Origin of the sequence: Dietzia natronolimnaea (assembly GCF_002289575.1) — a bacterium.
GTDB lineage: Bacteria > Actinomycetota > Actinomycetes > Mycobacteriales > Mycobacteriaceae > Dietzia > Dietzia natronolimnaea_A.
In genome coordinates this window covers 1-19,654 of record NZ_NTGA01000002.1, presented here as the reverse complement: position 1 = coordinate 19,654, position 19,654 = coordinate 1, and the positions used below count along the sequence as shown (strand labels likewise).

Annotated in this window: 17 protein-coding genes; 4 read left to right on the top strand and 13 right to left on the bottom strand. The window is 70.6% G+C overall.

Going from position 1 to position 19,654, the window contains the following annotated elements; translation table 11 throughout:
* Window positions 1-31: 31 nt before the first annotated feature.
* Genes CEY15_RS00910 through CEY15_RS00900 form a run of 3 tightly spaced genes read right to left on the bottom strand, consistent with a single transcriptional unit; the run spans window position 32 to window position 2,894 of the window.
* Window positions 32-583, bottom strand: a complete 552-nt coding sequence (locus CEY15_RS00910; protein WP_017836854.1) for a shikimate kinase — start codon at window positions 581-583, stop codon at window positions 32-34.
* Window positions 580-1,782 (bottom strand): chorismate synthase, encoded by a 1,203-nt coding sequence (gene aroC, locus CEY15_RS00905; protein WP_095716979.1) that lies wholly within the window; start codon window positions 1,780-1,782, stop codon window positions 580-582. The genes CEY15_RS00910 and aroC overlap by 4 nt, the downstream gene beginning before the upstream one ends.
* 38 nt (window positions 1,783-1,820) lie before the next feature.
* Window positions 1,821-2,894 (bottom strand): AraC family transcriptional regulator, encoded by a 1,074-nt coding sequence (locus tag CEY15_RS00900; RefSeq protein ID WP_095716890.1) that lies wholly within the window; start codon window positions 2,892-2,894, stop codon window positions 1,821-1,823.
* A 70-nt stretch (window positions 2,895-2,964) separates the two neighbouring features.
* Here CEY15_RS00900 and CEY15_RS00895 point away from each other — a divergent pair, with 70 nt between their 5' ends.
* Entirely contained in the window at window positions 2,965-4,485 is a 1,521-nt protein-coding gene (locus CEY15_RS00895; RefSeq protein ID WP_095716889.1) for a flavin-containing monooxygenase, read from the top strand.
* A 52-nt stretch (window positions 4,486-4,537) separates the two neighbouring features.
* Here the strand turns inward: CEY15_RS00895 and CEY15_RS00890 are convergent, their stop codons facing one another.
* The 6 genes from CEY15_RS00890 to CEY15_RS00870 all read right to left on the bottom strand — a co-directional run bounded on the left by CEY15_RS00890 (window position 4,538) and on the right by CEY15_RS00870 (window position 11,572).
* Window positions 4,538-5,380, bottom strand: coding sequence for a shikimate dehydrogenase (locus tag CEY15_RS00890; RefSeq protein ID WP_095716888.1), 843 nt, complete (start codon window positions 5,378-5,380; stop codon window positions 4,538-4,540).
* Window positions 5,370-6,542 carry an endolytic transglycosylase MltG gene (locus CEY15_RS00885; RefSeq protein ID WP_017836859.1) on the bottom strand — a complete coding sequence of 391 codons (1,173 nt, stop codon included), beginning with the start codon at window positions 6,540-6,542 and terminating at the stop codon, window positions 5,370-5,372. Before CEY15_RS00885 ends, CEY15_RS00890 begins: the two co-directional genes overlap by 11 nt.
* Window positions 6,543-6,633: 91 nt before the next feature.
* On the bottom strand, window positions 6,634-7,107 hold the full coding sequence (ruvX, locus tag CEY15_RS00880; RefSeq protein WP_095716887.1) for a Holliday junction resolvase RuvX: 474 nt from the start codon (window positions 7,105-7,107) through the stop codon (window positions 6,634-6,636).
* Window positions 7,104-9,764, bottom strand: coding sequence for an alanine--tRNA ligase (alaS, locus tag CEY15_RS00875; RefSeq protein WP_095716886.1), 2,661 nt, complete (start codon window positions 9,762-9,764; stop codon window positions 7,104-7,106). The genes ruvX and alaS overlap by 4 nt, the downstream gene beginning before the upstream one ends.
* Window positions 9,765-9,951: 187 nt before the next feature.
* A complete protein-coding gene (locus tag CEY15_RS18350; RefSeq protein ID WP_017836862.1) occupies window positions 9,952-10,107 on the bottom strand; it encodes a hypothetical protein in 156 nt (51 codons plus the stop codon).
* 85 nt (window positions 10,108-10,192) lie between these two features.
* Window positions 10,193-11,572: a replication-associated recombination protein A gene (locus CEY15_RS00870; protein ID WP_428844175.1), complete on the bottom strand. Its 1,380-nt coding sequence runs from the start codon at window positions 11,570-11,572 to the stop codon at window positions 10,193-10,195.
* 156 nt (window positions 11,573-11,728) lie between these two features.
* Between CEY15_RS00870 and CEY15_RS00865 the strand changes: the two genes are divergently transcribed.
* Window positions 11,729-13,033 (top strand): alkaline phosphatase family protein, encoded by a 1,305-nt coding sequence (locus CEY15_RS00865; protein WP_095716884.1) that lies wholly within the window; start codon window positions 11,729-11,731, stop codon window positions 13,031-13,033.
* A 22-nt stretch (window positions 13,034-13,055) separates the two neighbouring features.
* On the opposite strand, the gene aspS is transcribed toward CEY15_RS00865, so the two are convergent.
* A complete protein-coding gene (gene aspS / locus CEY15_RS00860; protein WP_095716883.1) occupies window positions 13,056-14,858 on the bottom strand; it encodes an aspartate--tRNA ligase in 1,803 nt (600 codons plus the stop codon).
* A 242-nt stretch (window positions 14,859-15,100) separates the two neighbouring features.
* Here aspS and ypfJ point away from each other — a divergent pair, with 242 nt between their 5' ends.
* On the top strand, window positions 15,101-15,847 hold the full coding sequence (gene ypfJ, locus CEY15_RS00855) for a KPN_02809 family neutral zinc metallopeptidase (RefSeq protein ID WP_245847058.1): 747 nt from the start codon (window positions 15,101-15,103) through the stop codon (window positions 15,845-15,847).
* 16 nt (window positions 15,848-15,863) lie between these two features.
* Here ypfJ and hisS read toward each other — a convergent pair whose 3' ends face one another.
* Window positions 15,864-17,144 carry a histidine--tRNA ligase gene (gene hisS, locus CEY15_RS00850; RefSeq protein WP_095716882.1) on the bottom strand — a complete coding sequence of 427 codons (1,281 nt, stop codon included), beginning with the start codon at window positions 17,142-17,144 and terminating at the stop codon, window positions 15,864-15,866.
* 50 nt (window positions 17,145-17,194) lie between these two features.
* Window positions 17,195-17,860: an MBL fold metallo-hydrolase gene (locus CEY15_RS00845; protein WP_095716881.1), complete on the bottom strand. Its 666-nt coding sequence runs from the start codon at window positions 17,858-17,860 to the stop codon at window positions 17,195-17,197.
* A 204-nt stretch (window positions 17,861-18,064) separates the two neighbouring features.
* On the opposite strand from CEY15_RS00845, the gene CEY15_RS00840 reads away from it, so the two are divergent.
* Window positions 18,065-19,012, top strand: coding sequence for a peptidylprolyl isomerase (locus tag CEY15_RS00840; RefSeq protein ID WP_017836869.1), 948 nt, complete (start codon window positions 18,065-18,067; stop codon window positions 19,010-19,012).
* 50 nt (window positions 19,013-19,062) lie between these two features.
* Here the strand turns inward: CEY15_RS00840 and CEY15_RS00835 are convergent.
* A partial coding sequence (locus CEY15_RS00835; RefSeq protein ID WP_141244197.1) for an ACT domain-containing protein occupies window positions 19,063-19,654 on the bottom strand: 592 nt, incomplete at its 5' end.

The following is a 19,654-nucleotide window of genomic DNA, read 5'->3' as shown; positions in this document are numbered from 1 at the left end:
ATCGTTCGACTGATCTCACTTCTCGCCGGACTCACGATCGGTCCGCCGTGCTGCGCGCGTGCGGGTCACCGGACTCGAGTCTGTCGACGATCTCCGTCACCACCTTGCCCGAACTCCTGCGCTCGGTGCTGACGGTCGACCACGCGACCTCCCGGTAGAGCGGCGCCCGCTCGGTCAACAACGCCTGGTAGCGGGCTGTGACGTCGCCCCCGGCGAGGAGTGGACGACCGGCACCCCGGGACCTGCGCACCCCCTCGGCCACCCCGATCGTCAGATGGATCACGCGGTGGCCGCGGAGCCGGGCGCGGGTGGTCGCCGACAGCACGGCGCCGCCCCCCAGCGAGAGGACCCCGCTGAAGGTCTCCAGCGCCTCGGCCACGACCCTCTCCTCGATCGCGCGGAACGCGGGCTCACCTGCGTCCGCGAAGATCTCGGGTATCGACCGCCCCTCGGCTTCCTCGATCATCTGGTCGGCGTCACGGAACGGCACGTCGAGCCTGCGGGCCAGCTTGCGCCCGATGGTCGTCTTGCCGGCACCCGGCGGACCCACCAGGACGGCGACCGGCCGTGCCGGGTGGTTCATGCCGGATCCGAGTCCCAGTCCAGTCTCGCCGCCACGGCGTCGAGGTACCCCTGCGCGTTGCGCCGGGTCTCCGACACCGAGTCCCCGCCGAACTTCTGAAGGACGGAGCGCGCGAGGACCAGCGCGACCATGGATTCGGCGACCACCCCGGCAGCGGGGACCGCGCAGACATCGGAGCGCTGGTGGATGGCGGTGGCGCCGGACCCGTCCGCCATGTCGACGGTGCTCAGCGCGCGCGGCACCGTGGAGATGGGTTTCATGGCGGCGCGGACCCGGAGGGCCTGCCCGTTGGTCATCCCGCCCTCGAGTCCACCCGCGCGGTTGGTCCGGCGTCCCACGCCGTCGTCGCCCCGCACCATCTCGTCGTGCGCGACGCTGCCCCGGCGACGCGCGGTCTCGAAACCGTCGCCGACCTCGACCCCCTTGATCGCCTGGATCCCCATGAGGGCTCCCGCCAGTTGGGCGTCGAGGCGCTCCTCGCCGGACACGTGCGAGCCGAGTCCGATGGGCAGCCCGTGGACGACCACCTCGACGACGCCCCCGAGCGTGTCCCCGGCCCTCTTGGCGGCCTCGATCTCGGCGATCATGGACTCCCCGCTCGCGGTGTCGAAGGCACGCACGGGGCTGGCGTCGATGGCGGGCAGGTCGGCGAACGCGGGCTCCGGCCCGACGTAGGGCTCGGAGGCGCCTATGGAGATCACGTGGGAGAGCACCTCGACGCCCAGGACCTCGCGCAGCACCGCCCGCGCGACCGTCCCCGCCGCGACCCTGGCCGCGGTCTCGCGTGCGCTGGCGCGTTCGAGAACCATGCGGGCGTCGTCGAAGTCGTACTTCAGCATCCCGGCGAAGTCGGCGTGGCCCGGGCGAGGTCTGGTGAGGGTGGCCGCGCGGGCCTTGTCCTCGATCGCATCGGGGTCGATGGGATCCGCTGACATGATCGTGTCCCACTTGGGCCACTCGGTGTTCCCGACCTCGATCGCGATGGGCGAGCCCATGGTGCGACCGTGGCGGACGCCGGCGAGCACCCTGACCGCGTCGGCCTCGAACTTCATCCGGGCACCGCGGCCGTAGCCCAGGCGGCGACGGGCGAGTTGCGACGCGATCTGGTCGCTCGTCACCTCGACGCCCGCGATGACGCCCTCGACGATCGTCACCAGGGCCTGGCCATGCGATTCTCCGGCGGTGGTCCACTTCAGCACGTCGCCGATCATCCCACGTCCGGGTCCCACCCGGCACATCAGGCCCGCCGTGCCGCCGGCGTCCGGGTGCGCGAGGCTACCGAGGCCCGGTGCGGGGTGGTACCGGTGAGTCGCCGGAACGCATGGATGAAGCTCGACGCCTCGGCGTATCCCAGCCGGATGGCGACGTCCTCGACGGACAGCAGACCGGTAGCCAGCATGCGGTCCGCCAGCTCGACCCGGACGTCGTCCAGCAGGCGCTGGTAGGAGGTGCCCTCCTCCGCCAGACGCCTTCGCAGCGTGCGTGGACTCACCCCCAGCTCGGCGGCCACCGACGGCATGGGTGCCCCCTGGGAGAGACGTCCGGTGATGGCGACGCGGGCCCGGCTGCTCACCGGCCCGCGGGTCCGTCGGGTGGCGGCGAGGTCCCTGCAGAGCGTCTCTGCCACCGCCACCGTGGCGGTACTGCCCTGTGGGAGCGGACGGTCGAGGTGGGCGGCGTCGAAGACCGCCGTGGCCCCGACCTCGCCTTCGGACGACGACGCCACCGGTCCCAGTCGCTCACCGTAGGCCGCGAGGGTGGGCGCGGATCGGCCGCCGCCGAAGACGACCTCCGTGAAGGGCAGGCCGCCGGGGACCAGGTCTCCGAGAACGGAGTGGATCGCGAAGAGATCCCGGTCCACCAGGAACTCGCGGACGTCCCCGGGAAGTGTCCCGCCCCCCAGGCGGACCTCGATCCGGTCCCCGGTCGACTCCACCGCGATCGTGCTGAAGATGTAGCTCAGGTCGATGAATCGCAGGGTCATGGAGATCACGTCGCGGAGCGTGGGACTGGACAGCAGGCCGTATCCGAGGATCCCGAAGGTCGTCAAGCGATAGGCGGACCCGACCTCGGCGGCGAGCGCGGGACGGTGCCCCGCGGCCGTCCGGAGGTTGCGGATCGCGGCCAGCTCGCTCTCCGGTGCCACCAACAGGTCCGGATTCGACAGGTCGGCGGGACCCAGTCCGACCCCGCGCAGGATCGTCCCCGCCTCGATGCCGAGTGCGTCGCCGGCCTCGACCAGTACACCGATACCGGTGGCCGATCGAGGAAAGTCCCAGTGCGGGACGGCGGGAGCCTCCCAGGAGTTCATGGCCGGAATTATGGATTATCCGGCCGGGAAAGTCTGTGGCCACGCCGGGCCGGCGTCATACCGTCTCACCATGACTCCTTCCCCCTCCCCTGCGGACACCACGCGACGGCGCCCCCGCGTCCTCATCATCGGCGCGGGATTCGGCGGCCTGGGCGTCGCCTACGAACTGACCCGTGGCGACCTCGCCGACGTGACGATCCTCGAGAAGGCCGACGACGTGGGCGGGGTGTGGAGAGACAACATCTACCCGGGAGCGGCGTGTGACGTGCCGTCGAACCTCTACTCGTACTCGTTCCACCGCAAGACGGACTGGGGCCGCCGCTACGCCGAGCAACCCGACATCCTGTCCTACATCCGCGAGACCGCGGACCGGTTCGGCCTCCGCGACAAGGTGCGCACGGGGACCGAGGTGACCTCGGCGACCTTCGACGAGGACACCGCCACGTGGACGGTGCTCACCGACGCCGGCGAGAGCTTCGAGGCCGACGTCCTGGTTCCGGCCGTCGGCCAGCTGTCCCGACCGGCCTATCCGGACATCCCGGGGCTGGAGACGTTCGCGGGCCCGTCGTTCCACTCCGCCCGGTGGCGTCACGACGTCGACCTCACCGGCAAGCGGATCGCGGTCCTGGGGACCGGGGCCTCGGCGATCCAGTTCGTCCCCCGCGTCCGCGAGGTCGCCTCCCATGTGACGGTCTACCAGCGCTCCGCGCCATGGGTGGTGCCCAAGCCGGACCGGGCCTACACCGACGCGCACCGCGCCGCCTTCGCGCGGGTCCCCGGCCTCATCCCCGCGATGCGCGGGGCCATCTGGGAGACCACCGAGGCGATCGGCCTGGCCCTGACCTCCGCGCGGCCACTGGCCCGGATCCTGAGCGGTCTGGCCAGAGCCAATCTCAGGCTGACGGTTCGTGATCCCGAGCTGCGAGCCGCACTCACCCCGACCGAGCCGATCGGGTGTAAGCGGATGCTGTTCAGCAACGGGTGGTACCCCGCGCTCGCCCGGCCGGACGTCGACGTGGTGACCGACGGCGTCGCCGAGGTCGTCCCCGACGGGATCGTCACCGTGGACGGACAGCTGCACCCCGCCGACGTCATCATCTACGGCACCGGTTTCAAGGCCACCGAGTTCCTGGCACCCATGACCGTGCGTGGGCGGGGGGGACGGGACCTGCACGAGCAGTGGCGTGAGGGCGCGCGCGCCTACCTCGGGATGGCCGTGCAGGGTTTTCCCAACATGTTCCTCGTCTACGGCCCCAACACCAACCTCGGGAGCAGCTCGATCATCCTGATGATGGAGCAGCAGGCCCGCTACATCCGCCAGATCGTCGAGCGACTGGCCGGTGCGGACCGGCCGGCGGCCCTCGAGGTCCGCGGGGAGGTCGACGACGCCTACGACGCCGAGATCCTGCGGCGCCTCGACGACTCCGTCTGGAGCGGATGCGACTCCTGGTACCGGGCGGGCTCGGGCAGGGTCACCACCAACTGGCCCGGACTGGTCCACGAGTACCAGCGCCGGACCCGTGCCGTGGACACCTCCGACTACGAGGTCGTCGCGCCCCGTCGCTCGGATGAGGCGGCGACGGTCGGATAGGGCACCGGGCTACCGTCGGATCGGGCACCGCGCGGCGGGGGCGCCGCCGCGCTCAGCGACCGAGCGCGTCCGCGAGCGCCGCGGCCATGGCCTGGCGGGGTGCGGGTCGCCCGGTGAACAGTTCCACCTGGCCGAAGGCCTGGTTCAGGAGCATGACGTCGCCGCCGACCACGGGGATCCCGGCGGACAGCGCGGCGGAGGCGGCCGCGGTGGGCCAGGGGTCGTACAGGACGTCGAAGAGGCGGTTGGCGCCCGTCACCAGGTGGGTGAGCGCACCGACCCCCGGTTCGGGAACGGTGTTGACGAGGACGTCCGACCGCGACACCTCGTCCGGCAGGGTCGCATCGGACAGCAGCACGGTATGGATCTCCAGACCGAGCGCTCTGCCGCAGTCGGCGGCGGGCCCGGCGTTGTCGCGGCGGGAGGCCAACACCACGCGGGTCGCTCCGGCCGCCGCGAGCCCGGCCAACACCGGGCGGGCGGTCCCGCCGACGCCCAGGACGACCGCCGTCGGTTCGGCGGGTAGTCCGTTGAACCCGGCGAGGGCTCCGGTCACCCCGTCGACGTCGGTGCAGTCGGCGAACCAGCCGGTCTCCCGCCGGACGAGGGTGTTGGCGCTGCCGACGATCCGGGCACGGTCGCTGACCTCGGTCGCGTACCCGAGGGCGGCGAACTTGTTCGGCATCGTCACCGAGTAGCCCACACGGTGGTCGGGGGACGAGTCGACCACGGCGGGCAGCTGTCCCTCGGTGCAGTCGATCCGCTCGTAGGTCCACCCGTCGAGGCCGAGCGCCCGGTACGCGGCCCCGTGCAGGACCGGGGAGAGTGAGTGGTCGACCGGGTGGCCCAGCACGGCGGCCGACCGGGGCGAGCGGTCCGCGGCGCTATCGCCCACTGGACAGGACCCCGTTCGCGATCGCCTCGCTCTGGTAGCGCTCGTGCTCCGGGTACTCGTCGGCGAATCGGGTGGTCCCCTGCATGTCGACCGTGACGAAGTATTTCCACTGGCCTTCCGCGGGGTTCTCCATCGCCCGGAGCGCGTCGAGGCCGGGAGACCCGATCGGACCGTAGGGCAACCCGTCCATGGCGTAGGTGTTCCACGGCGTGACCGCGGCCCGATCGGCGTCGGTCGTCGCGATCTCCTGGTCGGCGAGGGCGTAGTTGACCGTCGAGTCGAACTGCAGTCGCATCGGTTCGTCGAGCCGGTTGAGGATCACCCGGGCGATCTTGTCGAAGTCCTCGAGGGTTCCCTCCTTCTCCACCAGGGACGCCGCCGTGACCACCTGGTAGGGGGTCAACCCGATCCTCTCGGCGGAGGGGACGAGGCCGGTGGCGTCGTAGGCCTCGGTCGACGAGTCGATCAGCTGGCGCAGGATCTCCACGGGCTCCGCCTGCGGGTTGATGTTGTGGACGCCGGGTGCGATCAGCCCCTCGAGCCGTCGCACCGGGTCCGGGGCGCCGCGGACCTCGTTGATGGCCCAGTCGGGCACCCCGAGTTCGGCGGGGTCGGCCTGGACGGCGGCGTCGACGATCTCCTGTGGAAGCCGGCACATCGGTGGGGCGTCCGGCTGGTCGAGGTCCCGCAGGCAGGTTGCGTCGGCGATGAGGGTGAAGATGCCCTTCTCGGTGCCGCCGCCGACCACGACCGTGTCGAGCAGCCGCCCACCGGGGTTGACGTCCATGTAGCCGACCCTGCTGCGGGGGTCGGACAGGGCCTCGACCGCCGACGCGGCGCTCATCTCCTGACGGACCTGGTAATAGCCCGGTTGGATGCCCTCGACCGACGTCCCGGAGGCTGCGCCGATGAAGGCCCGGGTGCTGGCGACGGTGCCGATGTCGTACAGGCGATCTCCGACCACACCCAGGGTGTCACCCGGTTCGACGTGCAACAGGGCGGTACCGACACCCCCACCCTCGAAATCCGGCGCGGCCGAGACCTCGCTGCTCGTCGCCCGGTACACCATCGCCGCGAAGGCCAGGACCACCCCGACCACGGCCGCGAGGAGTATGAACCGGATGGTGCCACTCGTTCGTGAGCGTGCTCGTGCCGCAGACATCGTGCTCCTTAGCCGGTGGTTCAGGGAGCTGCCCGCCGGACAGCATCGTGCATCGTGTCAGTTTATCCAGCCGCGTGGGCCGAGACGCCCGTCATCGGCGGGCGCGCCGTGAGTCGAGCCATGCCTGGAGCAGCACCACCGCGGCGGCCTGGTCGATCACGCCACGCTGCTGCCGGGTGTTCCTGCCCGCGCCGTGCAGGGCGGCCCCGGCCGTCACGGTGGTGAGTCGTTCGTCCACCGTCTCGACGTCGAGGCCCGGCGAGGCGGCGGACAGCGCCGTGACGAACGATCGCGCCATCGCCGTCGAGGCGGTGTCCCGTCCCTTCAGCGAGGTCGGCAGTCCGACGATCACGCCGACGGCGTCGTACTCCTCGACCAGCTCCCCCAGTCGCCTCACCTCCGCCGTCCAGTCGGGGTCCCCACTGGTGACCCGAACCGTCTCGACAGGAGTAGCCAGGATCCCGTCGGGATCGCAGGAGGCGACACCGATCCGTGCCGTCCCCACGTCCAGTCCGATCCGACGCCCACGGGTCCATCCGGGGGATCCGGTCTCGGGTGCCGTCACCCGGCGTCCCTGACGGCGGAGCGCAGCGCGGACACGGCCGCATCGATGCCGGACGGGTCGGTGCCGGCGCCCTGTGCCATATCGGGCTTCCCACCACCCCGAGCCCCGAGCGTCGGTGCGATGGCCTTGACCAGATCCCCCGCGCGCAGACCGCGCTCCTGGGCGGCCGGGCTCACCGCGATGACGAACGGGACCTTGTCGGACCCCGCGGCCGTGAGGAAGATGACGCCGGCGTCTGCGCCGAGACGACCCTTGAGGTCCGAGGCGAGTGTCCGCAGGTCGCCCGCCGATCCTCCCGGGTCGTCGTGTGCGAGGAGCCGGATCCCGTCGAGGTCCTCGGCCGCCGACAGGAGGTCCCCGGCCCGCGAGGCGAGCTGGGCGGCACGCATCGACTCCAGGGCCTTCTCCGCCTCCCGCAGCTTCGCGGTCAGCGCGGCCACGCGGTCGGGCAGTTCCTCGGCTGGCGCCTTGAGCGAGGTGGCGAGACCCGACACGAGCGCGCGCTCCCGGGCCTGGTGTCGGTAGGCGTCCATGCCGACGTACGCCTCCACCCGCCGGATGCCGGAGCCGACGGAGGCCTCGCCCAGCAGACTCACCGGGCCGATCTGAGCGGAGCTGGCGACGTGGGTGCCGCCGCACAGCTCCATCGAGAACGGACCGCCGATCTCCACCACCCGGACCAGCGACCCGTAGTTCTCGCCGAACAGGGCCATCGCGCCCATCCGCCGGGCCTCGTCGAGGCTGGTCTCGATCGTGTTCACGCCGTAGTCGGCGTCGACGGCGGCGTTGGTGATCTCCTCCACCTGTGCCAGGACGTCGGCCGGGATGGAGCCGGACCAGTTGAAGTCGAACCGCATGTACCCCGGCTTGTTGAGCGAGCCGGCCTGGACGGCCTCCGGTCCGAGGATCTGACGAAGCGCGGCGTGCACGAGGTGGGTGGCCGAGTGGCCCTGGGTGGCCCCCTTGCGCCACTCCGGGTCGACGGCCGCGGTGACGAGCTGGCCGGCCTCGACCTCGCCACCCGTGAGGACGCCCTTGTGAATCCAGAGCTTCTTGCCGATCTTCTGGACGTCGTCGACCTGCATCTGGAAACCGGCCGTGGAGATCAGGCCGCGGTCTCCGAGCTGGCCACCGGACTCGGCGTAGAACGGGGTGCGATCGAGGACGAACTCGACCGTGTCGCCCTCTCTGGCCACGGACACGGACTCGCCGCCGGAGACGATGCCCAGAAGTGTGGATTCGTCGGTGAGTTCGGTGAACCCGGTGAAGACGGTCTCGCCCGCGTCGAGGAAGTCGCGGTACACCGACAGGTCGGCGTGGGCGTGCTTCTTGGACCGCGAGTCCGCCTTGGCCCTGGCCCGCTGCTCGGACATCAGGGACCGGAAGCCCGCCTCGTCGACCTGGAGTCCGGCCTCGGCCGCCATCTCCAGTGTGAGGTCGATGGGGAACCCGTGGGTGTCGTGGAGCGCGAAGGCCTGGCGGCCCGACAGGGTGGCCGCGCCCGATTCCCTCGCCTCCTCGGCGGCACGCTCGAAGAGCTGGGTCCCCGACTCGAGGGTCTTGAGGAAGGCGATCTCCTCGGCCACGGCGATGCGCTCGATGCGCTCGTACCCGGCGATCGTCTCGGGGAAGGACGGGCCGATCGCCTCCTTCACGGTGGCCATGAACTCGGCCATCGTGTCCCCGGTCGCACCCAGGAGCCGGACGGACCGGACGATGCGCCGCAGCAGACGCCGCAGGATGTACCCGCGCCCCTCGTTGCCGGGGGTCACGCCGTCGGAGATGAGCATGTACGCCGTCCGCGCGTGGTCGGCGATCACCCGGAAGCGCACGTCGGAGGCGCTGTCCACCCCGTACCTGGTGCCGGAGAGCCGCTCGGCGGTGTCGATCACCGGGCGAAGCAGATCGGTCTCGTAGACGTTCTCGACGCCCTGGAGCAGAAATGCGACGCGCTCGATCCCCATCCCGGTGTCGATGCTCTGCTTGGGTAGCGGGCCCAGGATCTCGAAGGCGTCCTTGCCGGTGCCCTCGCCGCGCTCGTTCTGCATGAACACGAGGTTCCAGATCTCGATGTAGCGGTCCTCATCCGCCTCCGGACCGCCCTCGACCCCGTACGCCGGGCCGCGGTCGTAGAAGATCTCCGAGCACGGACCGCAGGGCCCGGGAACGCCCATGGACCAGTAGTTGTCCGCCATGCCGCGACGTTGGATGCGACCCTCGGGGACGCCGACCACGTCCCGCCAGATGCCGTAGGCCTCGTCGTCGTCGAGATACACGGTGACCCACAGCAGCCCGGGGTCGATACCGAACCCGCCGTCATCAACGGACGAGGTGAGCAGCGACCACGCGTGGCGGATCGCCCCCTCCTTGAAGTAGTCACCGAAGGAGAAGTTGCCCGCCATCTGGAAGAAGGTGTTGTGGCGGGTGGTGATGCCCACCTCCTCGATGTCGAGGGTGCGCACGCACTTCTGGATGGAGGTCGCGGTGGCGTGCTCCGGGGTCTCCTGGCCGAGGAAGTAGGGCTTGAAGGGGACCATGCCGGCGTTGACGAACAACAGGTTCGGGTCGTCCAGGACCAGTGACGCGCTGGGGACCTCGGCGTGCCCGGCCCTGACGAAGTGGTCGAGGAATCGGCGCCGGATCTCATGGGTCTGCACAGGGGGCCTCACTGGGGTCTTGAGGAGGTGGTCGGACGACTGCTCAGCCTACCGGCGGCACTCAGACGTCGAGGAACGGACCGGAGGAGCCTGCGGACGAGATCGGCACGGACCCCGCGTGCGGGGCCCGTGCCGAGGTTCCTACCGGTGATCCGGCCGGCGATCTGACGAAACGCAGGTCGCCGGGTCAGCGCGGCATCGGGGGCAGGATGATGCCGAAGTTGGCGGCGGTGATGAACGCCTCCTGCGGAAGCAGGCCGAGGCTGTGCGCTCCGGTCCCCCACACGCCCACCGAGGTGGCCACGCCGACCAGGGTCGAGAAGATGCTCGCGATTCCGCTCATGATTCCTCCGAAAAGTGTTCGACGACATGAATGTTGTGCCCGTTAAGACAGGCCTCATGAGTTTCACATATATCGCCCGGCGCTGCTAGGTGCCGCCCCGGACGATGCCCCGCAGCCGGGTCAGTCTCGCGAGCAGGTCACGTTCGTAGCCGTGTCCGGTGGGCGAGTAGTAGTCCCGGCCCACGAGCTCGTCGGGAGGGTACTGCTGTGCCACCACCCCCGCCGGCGACTGGTGCGCGTAGCGGTATCCGACGCCGTTGCCCAGCCCCTTCGCCCCGGCGTAGTGACCGTCCCGGAGGTGACGGGGGACCTCCCCGACGCCACCGGCGCGCACGTCGGCCATCGCGGCGTCGATCGCGGAGATGACGGCGTTGGACTTCGGCGCCGTCGCCAGGTGGATGGTGGCCTGGGCCAGGGCGAGGCGGCATTCCGGCAGCCCCACCTTCTGGACGACCTCCGCCGCGGCGGAGGCGGCGAGCAGTGCGGTGGGGTCGGCCATTCCGATGTCCTCGCTCGCGTGCACCACCAGTCGCCGCGCGATGAACCGCGGATCCTCCCCCGCGACCAGCATCCGCGCGAGATAGTGCAGGGCCGCGTCGGCGTCCGATCCGCGGATCGACTTGATGAACGCACTCGTGACGTCGTAGTGCTGGTCACCGTCACGGTCGTAGCGCACCGGCGCCGCGTCCAGGCTGAGTTCGACCGTCTCCGGGGTCACCACCGCGTCCTCGGCGGCGCCCGCGGCGGCCTCGAGGATGGTCAGGCTGCGCCGAGCGTCGCCACCGGAGAGCCGGACGATGTCCTCCACCGCCTCGTCGGTCACCTCGAGCGCGCCCCCGTAGCCCCGGTCGTCCGCGACGGCCCGCCGGACCACCGTCGCCACCCCCGCTGCGTCCAGTCCCTGCAACTCGGCGATGAGCGAGCGACTCAACAGCGGGGCTATGACCGAGAAGTGCGGGTTCTCCGTGGTGGCGGCCACCAGGAGGACGATGCCGTTCTCCACCGCGGCCAGCAGCGCGTCCTGTTGGCTCTTCGAGAAACGGTGCACCTCATCGATGAACAGCACCGTGCGGCGGCCGTGGAGTTGACGCGTCCGGGCGTCCTCGATCACCGCGCGGACGTCCTTGACCCCGGCGCTCAGGGCGGACAACGCGACGAAGTGCCGGCCGGATGTGCTGGCCACCAGATTGGCCAACGTCGTCTTGCCCGTCCCCGGTGGCCCGTAGAGGATCACCGAGGACCCTCCCCGACCCTCGACCAGCCGCCGCAGCGGCGAATTGGCGCGCAGGAGGTGGTCCTGCCCGATAACCTCCTCCAGCGTCCGTGGCCTCATCCGGACCGCCAGCGGGGACCCCGGGTCGACCTGCGGGACAGACCCCTCCTTCGGGCCCGGTCGCGCATCCCCGGCCGCGAACAACCCTGCGTCTTCGCTCACGCGACCCAGGCTACCGACGGGCCCCGACACCGCCCGCGGGGTGAACATCAGGTGGCGAACGGACCATCCGGGTGGTCCGGTCCGTCGCGATGGAGTTGAGTGGAACCGGCGTGTGCCCCGTCCCCACGGGGTAGACCTGTGTCCAGTCCCCTCCCGTCCAGCCCGCCCCCCGAGGAGCCCCGCCCGATGAGTCGCCATCACGACGCCTGCCACGGACCCACCCTCACCCGCCGGGAGGCACTGGCCGGAGTTGGAGTGGTCGTCGCCGCCGGCACGGTCGGGGTCACCATCCTCGCCGAACCGGCCCCGGTCTGGGCCACGCCGACGCGGCCGGTCGCCGACGACCTCGACGTCTACGTCCTGGTCACCGACGGGATGCGACCCGACGAACTCAACCCCGCCCAGGCCCCCACCCTGCACCGGTGGGCCTCGGAGGGGACCAGGTTCACCGACGCGACGTCGGTCATGATCGCCGAGACGCTCCCCAACCACGCGGCGATGGTGACCGGGGTCCTGCCCGAGCGGAACGGGGTCCCCGCCAACTCGGTCTGGGACCACGCGAGCGGCACCGACAGGACACTCGACCGGCCCGACGACCTCCGCGCACCGACGGTGCTCGACCGGATCCGGACCGAGGCGGGCCTGACCACCGCGAGCGTGCTGAGCAAGGACTATCTCCACGGCCTGTTCGGCGGACGCGCGAGCGTGCAGTGGGCACCGTTCCCCCTCGTCCCGGTCACCGACCACTCACTCGACTGGTTCACCGTCGAGGCCCTCAAGCAGACCGTCACCGACCACGCCCCCAGAATGACCTTCGTCAACCTGGGCGACATGGACCGATTCGGCCACATGGACCTCTCGGGCACCTCGCTGCGACTGGCCCGCAACCAGGCGGTGTACAACTCCGACCACAAACTCTGGGAGTTCGAACAGTTCCTGCGCTCGACGGGCCGGTGGGAACGCTCAGTGGTCATCGTCCTGGCGGATCACGGGATGGACTGGTCGGAGCCGCTCAGCCTGATCAGCGCCGCCGGGGCGATCGAGGCCGACGCGGCGATCCGCGGGCGGTTCGGCATCGCCCAGAACGGCGGGGCCGACACGTTCGCCTATCTCGGCCCGGCGAGCGAGCGCGACGCCTCGGTCCGGCGGCTGCGCGAGGTCGTCGGCGCGCTCCCCGGGGTCAGCCGGCTCTACGATCCCGCCGAACTCTCCCTGGGGGAACGGGGCGGGGACCTGGTCGCCACGTGCCACCCCGGTTGGCGGTTCTCCGACCCCACGCCGTTCTCCAACCCGATTCCCGGGAACCACGGGCACGAGGTCACCCTGGGGATCCCGTTCTTCATCGGCGGCGGACACCGCATCGTGCGTCGGGGGGGCACCGTCGACCGACCGGTCCGCACCCTCGACGTGGCACCGACGGTCGCCCGGTTGTTCGGGCTCGACCACTCCGGGATGGACGGCCGCCCGGCGCTCGAGGCGTTCCACCTCTGACCGCCGGTCCGCCGAAGACCGACTACCCGGCTGACGTGGGCTCCGCCTGGGTCCCCTGACCGCGGGTCACGGGCGCGGCGTCGATTCCCGACTCCTTGCGCTGCTGCGGAGTGATGGGGGCGGGGGCGTCGGTGAGCGGGTCGACTCCGCCGCCGGACTTGGGGAAGGCGATGACGTCGCGGATGGATTCGGTCCGGGCCAGCAACGCACAGATGCGGTCCCAACCGAACGCGATGCCGCCGTGCGGCGGCGCGCCGTAGGAGAAGGCGTCGAGCAGGAAGCCGAACTTCTCCTGCGCCTCCTCGGCGGAGATCCCCATCACGCCGAACACCCGCTCCTGGACGTCCTTGCGGTGGATGCGGATGGAGCCGCCCCCGATCTCGTTGCCGTTGCACACGATGTCGTAGGCGTAGGCCAGGGCCGAGCCCGGGTCGGTGTCGAAGGTGTCCAGGTGCTCCGGCTTGGGAGAGGTGAACGCGTGGTGCACGGCCGTCCACGCGCCCGAGCCCACCGCCACGTCGCCGGCGGCCGTCGCGTCGTCGGCCGGCTCGAACATAGGGGCGTCGACCACCCAGGTGAACGCCCAGGCCTCGGGGTCGATCAGTCCGAGCTTGTCCGCGATCTCGCCACGAGCCGCACCGAGGAGCGCGCGGGTGGATTTGACGGCCCCGGCACCGAAGAAGATGCAATCCCCGGGCTCCGCACCGACGTGGGCGGCGATGCCGGCGCGCTCGGCGTCCGACAGGTTCTTGGCGACAGGACCGCCCAGCTCGCCGTCCTCACCGACCAGGATGTAGGCCAGCCCCTTGGCTCCGCGCTGCTTGGCCCACTCCTGCCAGGCGTCGAGCTGACGTCGCGGCTGTGACGCGCCGCCCTTCATGACCACCGCGCCGACGTAGGGGGCCTTGAACACGCGGAACGGCGTGTCGGCGAAGAACTGGGTGCACTCGACCAGTTCGATGTCAAAGCGCAGGTCGGGCTTGTCGGAGCCGTACCGACGCATCGCCTCGTCATAGGTCATCCGCGGGATGGGGGCCTGGATCTCGTAGCCCGCCGTCGCCCACACCTCGGTGAGGATCTCCTCCGCGACCGCGATCACGTCGTCCTGGTCGACGAAGCTCATCTCCACGTCCAGCTGGGTGAACTCCGGCTGCCGGTCGGCCCGGAAATCCTCGTCCCGGTAGCAGCGGGCGATCTGGTAGTACTTCTCCATCCCGGCCACCATGAGGAGCTGCTTGAACAGCTGCGGCGACTGCGGGAGGGCGTAGAAGGTACCGGGCTGTAGGCGTGCGGGGACGAGGAAGTCGCGCGCGCCCTCCGGGGTGGAGCGGGTGAGGGTGGGGGTCTCGATCTCGACGAAGTCGTGGCGTGCCATGACGCTCCGCGCGGCGGAGTTGACCTTCGACCGCAGTCGCAGTGCGGCACCCGGACCCTCACGGCGGAGATCGAGATAGCGGTGACGCAGGCGCGCCTCCTCCCCCACCTCGTCGTCGAGCTGGAACGGCAGAGCCGCGGCCTCGCCGAGCACCTCGAACGAGACCACGTCGACCTCGATCTCACCGGACGCGAGAGCAGGGTTCTCCGACCCCTCCGGGCGGCGGTCCACGACGCCGGTGACGGCGACGCAGAACTCGTTCCGGAGACGGTGCGCGCGGTCGGCGATCTCCTCGGAGCGGAACACCACCTGGCACACGCCGGTGGAGTCACGGAGATCAACGAAGATGACCCCGCCGTGATCCCGGCGGCGCGCCACCCAGCCGGCCAGGGTGACGGTGTCACCGGCGTCGGCGGCTCGGAGCTGGCCGGCGGAATGGGTGCGCAGCACGGGGGTGGTCCTCTCGTCGGGAATGCTGGATGGTGGGCGAACGGCGACGGGACCCGCCGCGGTTCGTGCGGTCGGACCCGGGTTCGGACGACGCACAGTCTACGTCCACCCCCCGGTGTTCCCGGCGTCGGCTGCGGCCGACGCCCGGCGCCGACCGTCCCGCGTGCACCACGGTCGCGCAATACAGTGTGGAGCACTCCGGCGTCCTGCCGGATCGGAGCGGCCCGGGCCGCAGGGGCGGGGTGCCACCCCGCGGACGGGAGGGCGACGGACATGACGTTCCGACAGAGCGGGAGCCTGGACACCAGTGCGATCTCCGGCAGGCCAACACGGACACGGTCTGCCGGATCGTCGCCACCACGGAGAGCCTGGAGGACGTCTGGAGCTCCGAACTGCCCGCTCAGGCGGGGATGCGATGGGTCCAGCCCCACACCACCGTGTTCACCGGCGATGTCGACACCGCCTGCGGCGCGGCCTCCTCCGCCGTCGGACCGTTCTACTGCCCGGCCGACCAGGATGTCTACATCGATCCGGCCTTCTTCGACGAGGTGCTGGTCGGTCGCCTCGGGGCCCCTCCTTCCGGGGCGGCGCAGATGTACGTGGTCGCGCACGAGTTCGGGCATCACCTGCAGACCATGCTCGGCGACATCCGCCGTTCACAGCAGGATCCGCGGGGCCCCTCCTCGGCTGCGGTCCGCGTCGAGCTCCAGGCCGACTGCTACGCGGGGCTGTGGGCCCACTACGCCACCTCGACCCCCGGCCCCGGCGGCGGGGATCCCCTGCTGGAGAGCCTGACCGACGAGGACGTGGACGAGATCGTCCGGACCGCCGAGGCGATCGGTGACGACCACATCCAGTCCTCCGGCGGCGCCCGGGTCGATCCGGGTTCGTGGACCCACGGCTCGTCGCAGATGCGGCGCCAGTGGTTCCTCACCGGCTACGACCAGGGATCGATCCGGGCGTGCGACACCTTCGGTGCGCGGGTGTAGCGATCCCCCGCGACGCTCAGCGGGCGACGAGCCCCGTGACGTGGGCGACCACCGAGTCCAGCGGGACCGCGTTCTGCTCACCCGTCGCCATCGTCTTGACCACAACGGTGCCGGAGGCCAGCTCGTTCTCACCCAGCACGAGGGTGACCGCGGCTCCCGACCTGTCGGCGGCCTTGAACGCCCCCTTTATGCCGCGGTCACCGTAGGCCATGTCGGCGCGCAGGCCCGCCCGACGGAACCCCGCCAACACAGGCACCATCGCGGCCCGGGCCGGAGCGCCGAGCGCCACGCCGTACACGTCCACCCGACCTCCCGCGGCGGGGTCGATGCCCTCCGCCTGCAGCGCCAGCATGGTGCGGTCCACGCCGATACCGAATCCGATGCCCGAGAGATCCTGTCCCCCGAGCTGTTGCATCAGACCGTCGTAGCGTCCGCCACCCCCGATCCCGGACTGGGCGCCGAGTCCGTCGTGCACGAACTCGAACGTGGTCTTGGTGTAGTAGTCCAGGCCGCGGACCATCCGGGGATTGACCTCGTAGGCCACGCCGAGCGCGTCGAGGTGTGACCGGACCTCCGCGAAGTGGGCCGCGCTCTGGTCGGAGAGGTGATCGACCATCAGCGGGGCGTCCGCGAGCTGGGCACGGACCTCCGGGCGCTTGTCGTCGAGCACGCGCAGCGGGTTGATCCGGGCGCGCTCCCGGGTGGCCTCGTCGAGATCCAACCCGGCGAGGAAGGCCTGCAGCCGGTCCCGGTACCCGGGGCGGCATGTCTGGTCCCCGAGCGAGGTGAGCTCCAGACGGAACCCGGTCAACCCGAGGGAGCGGAACGCCTCGTCCGCCACCGCGATCACCTCGGCGTCGAGGGCGGGGTCGTCGATCCCGATCGCCTCGATGCCGACCTGCTGCAACTGGCGGTACCGCCCGGCCTGGGGACGCTCGTAGCGGAAGAACGGGCCGGCGTAGCAGAGCTTGACCGGAAGCTGCCCGCGATCCAGGCCGTTCTCGATGACCGCACGCATGACCCCGGCCGTCCCCTCGGGCCGGAGGGTGACGCTCCGGCCGCCGCGATCGGAGAACGTGTACATCTCCTTGGAGACCACATCGGTGGACTCACCCACGCCGCGGGCGAACAGCGCGGTGTCCTCGAAGATCGGCAGCTCGATGTGCCCGTAGCCCGCGCGCCGGGCGGCCGAGGTGATCGCCTCCCGGACCGCGACGAACCCGGCAGAGGTCGGGGGGACGTAGTCCGGCACCCCCTTCGGTGCCTTGAGCGCGGTCTTCTTCTGGGTGCCGGTCACGTGTGGTGGGTCCTTGCGTGTAGTCGGTGGGTGGATCTGGGGGTGGGGGTCTAGAGGTCACGCAGGAACGGGTTGGAACGCCGTTCCCGGCCGACGGTGGTCGAGGGACCGTGCCCGGGGAGCACGACCGCGTCGTCGTCCAGGGTGAGGAACTTCTTGGCGATCGACTGCATGAGCACGTCGGTGTCGCCCGCGGGCAGATCGGTGCGACCCACCCCGTCCTGGAACAGGACGTCGCCACCGAGCACGATGGTCCGGCGCCCCTCCTCTGTGTCGGCCATGATCCGGAAGGACACCGATCCGGGGCTGTGACCGGGCACGTGGTCCACGTCGAAGGTCATCGACCCGAATCTCAGGGTGTCGCCGTCGAACACCTCGACGACCTCCGCCGGCTCCGTGAAGGTGAGGTCCTTGAGCATGGCCGACAGATCGAGCGAGAGCCCCTTGCCCGGATCGGAGAGCATCACGCGGTCCTCCGGGTGGATGTACGCCGGCACACCGTAGTGATCGGCGACCTGCCGGGCGTTCCAGATGTGATCCAGGTGACCGTGGGTGAGCAGTACCGCCCATGGCCGCAGTCCCGCCTCGGACACCTGGCGGCGCACCTGTCCCTCGGCGTCCTGGCCCGGGTCCACGATGACGCAGTCCCCTGCGGCGTCGGAGACGATGTAGCAGTTGGTCTGGAACATCCCTGCCGGGAATCCGATGATCTGCACGTCCGCGCTCCCTTCCTCGATGGCCCGAGGACTCCGTCGCAGGGCCCCGGGCCGACTGGGCCGCACACCGGAGTGGTGTGCAACCGTCTCGCCCCGACCTGGTAGACAAGACCCCTGGGCTGGAGCGCTGTGGTCTGCTCACTCCAGTCCCCACCGCGGCTCCAGCCGACTGTTCCAGCCTAGTCCAGGTACCCAGGAGGGTCAGTGTCCACCAACCAGGAACGCCGAGCCGAGGCGCGCCAGCGCCTGCGCGAGCAGATGGAGGCGCAGGCTCGTCGCGAGAAGCAACTCAAGATCGTGGCGGCCTCGGTCGTCGTCGCGGTCCTGCTGGGGATCGTCGGGGTGGTCGCCTGGATAAATTACGACCGCAAGCGCGCGGAGGAGTACGCGGCCAACTGGCTCACCTGCGAGTACCCCGCCGACACCGAGACGCCCGAACCGCTCGACCCCGCGGAGTTCGAGGATCAGGGCGACGAGGTGGTGGCCGAGGTGGAGGAGTTCAACGCGCAGGTCGAGACCGTCAACGAGAACAGGCGTGACGCCGAACCGCCGTCGGGTGACCAGGCCCGCCGGGGCATCGCGGAACTCACCATCACCACCGACCGCGGCGAGATCCCCCTCACGCTCGACCGTTCCGACGCGCCCTGCAACGTCGCGAGCTTCGTCCACCTGGCCGAGCAGCGGTACTTCGACGACACCGAGTGCCACCGTCTGACCGTCGCGGAGGAGACCACGGGCCCGGAGGAGGTTCCCGGCCTGTCGGTCCTGCAGTGCGGCGACCCGACGGGAACCGGACTGTCCGGGCCCGGGTACTCCGTGGTAGACGAGCCGCCCGCGCCCGACACCCTCGAACTCGCGGCCGACGGATCGGGCGCCGCCATCTACCCCCGCGGAACCGTCGCCATGGCCAAGTCGCAGGCCCCCGACAGTGCCGGGAGCCAGTTCTTCCTGGTCTACGAGGACTCCGCCCTCCCGCCCGAGTACACCGTCATGGGGACCGTCGGCGAACCGGGACTGGAGGTACTCGACGACATCGCCGAGACCGGTGTGAAGAGCGATGACCCCACCGACCGCGACAACCAGGTGCCGCGTCGTCCCGTCACCATCGAGACCGTGGTCGTCGACGAACAGTCAGGGCTCCCCGACAGGTGAGGCCGGCGGGCCGGGCGGGGCAGCCCGCCCGGCTCAGGTGACGTCACCGCTCAGTTCGACGTCATCCGGTTGACGTCGAAGACCCCTTCGACACCTCGGACCGTCTGCAGGACGTGTCCGAGGTGTTTGGGATCGGCCATCTCGAAGGTGAACCGCGAGATCGCCACCCGGTCGTCCCCGGCCGTCTGGACGGACGCGGACAGGATGTTGACCTTCTCGTCCGCCAGCACCTTGGTCACGTCCGACAACAGCCGGTGCCTGTCGAGCGCCTCCACCTGGATCGCCACCAGGAACACCGCCCCGGGCTGGGGTGCCCACTCGACCTTGACGAGTCGCTCGGGCTCCCTGTGTAGGTCTGACGCGTTGGTGCAGTCGGTGCGGTGGACGCTCACGGTCCCACCGCGCGTGATGAACCCCAGCACTTCGTCACCGGGCACCGGCATGCAGCAGCGGGCGAGCTTGGCGTGTACGTCCTTCACCCCGCCCACCAGGATCCCCGGACCCGGCGGCGCCGGCCGGTTCGAGGTGATGTTCTTGTCCCGCGAGCGGTCCGCCAGTTCCTCTGTGACCTCGTCGACTCCCCCGTGGGCGGCGACGAGCCGACCGACGATGTGCTTGGCGGAGACGTGGTTCTCCCCGATC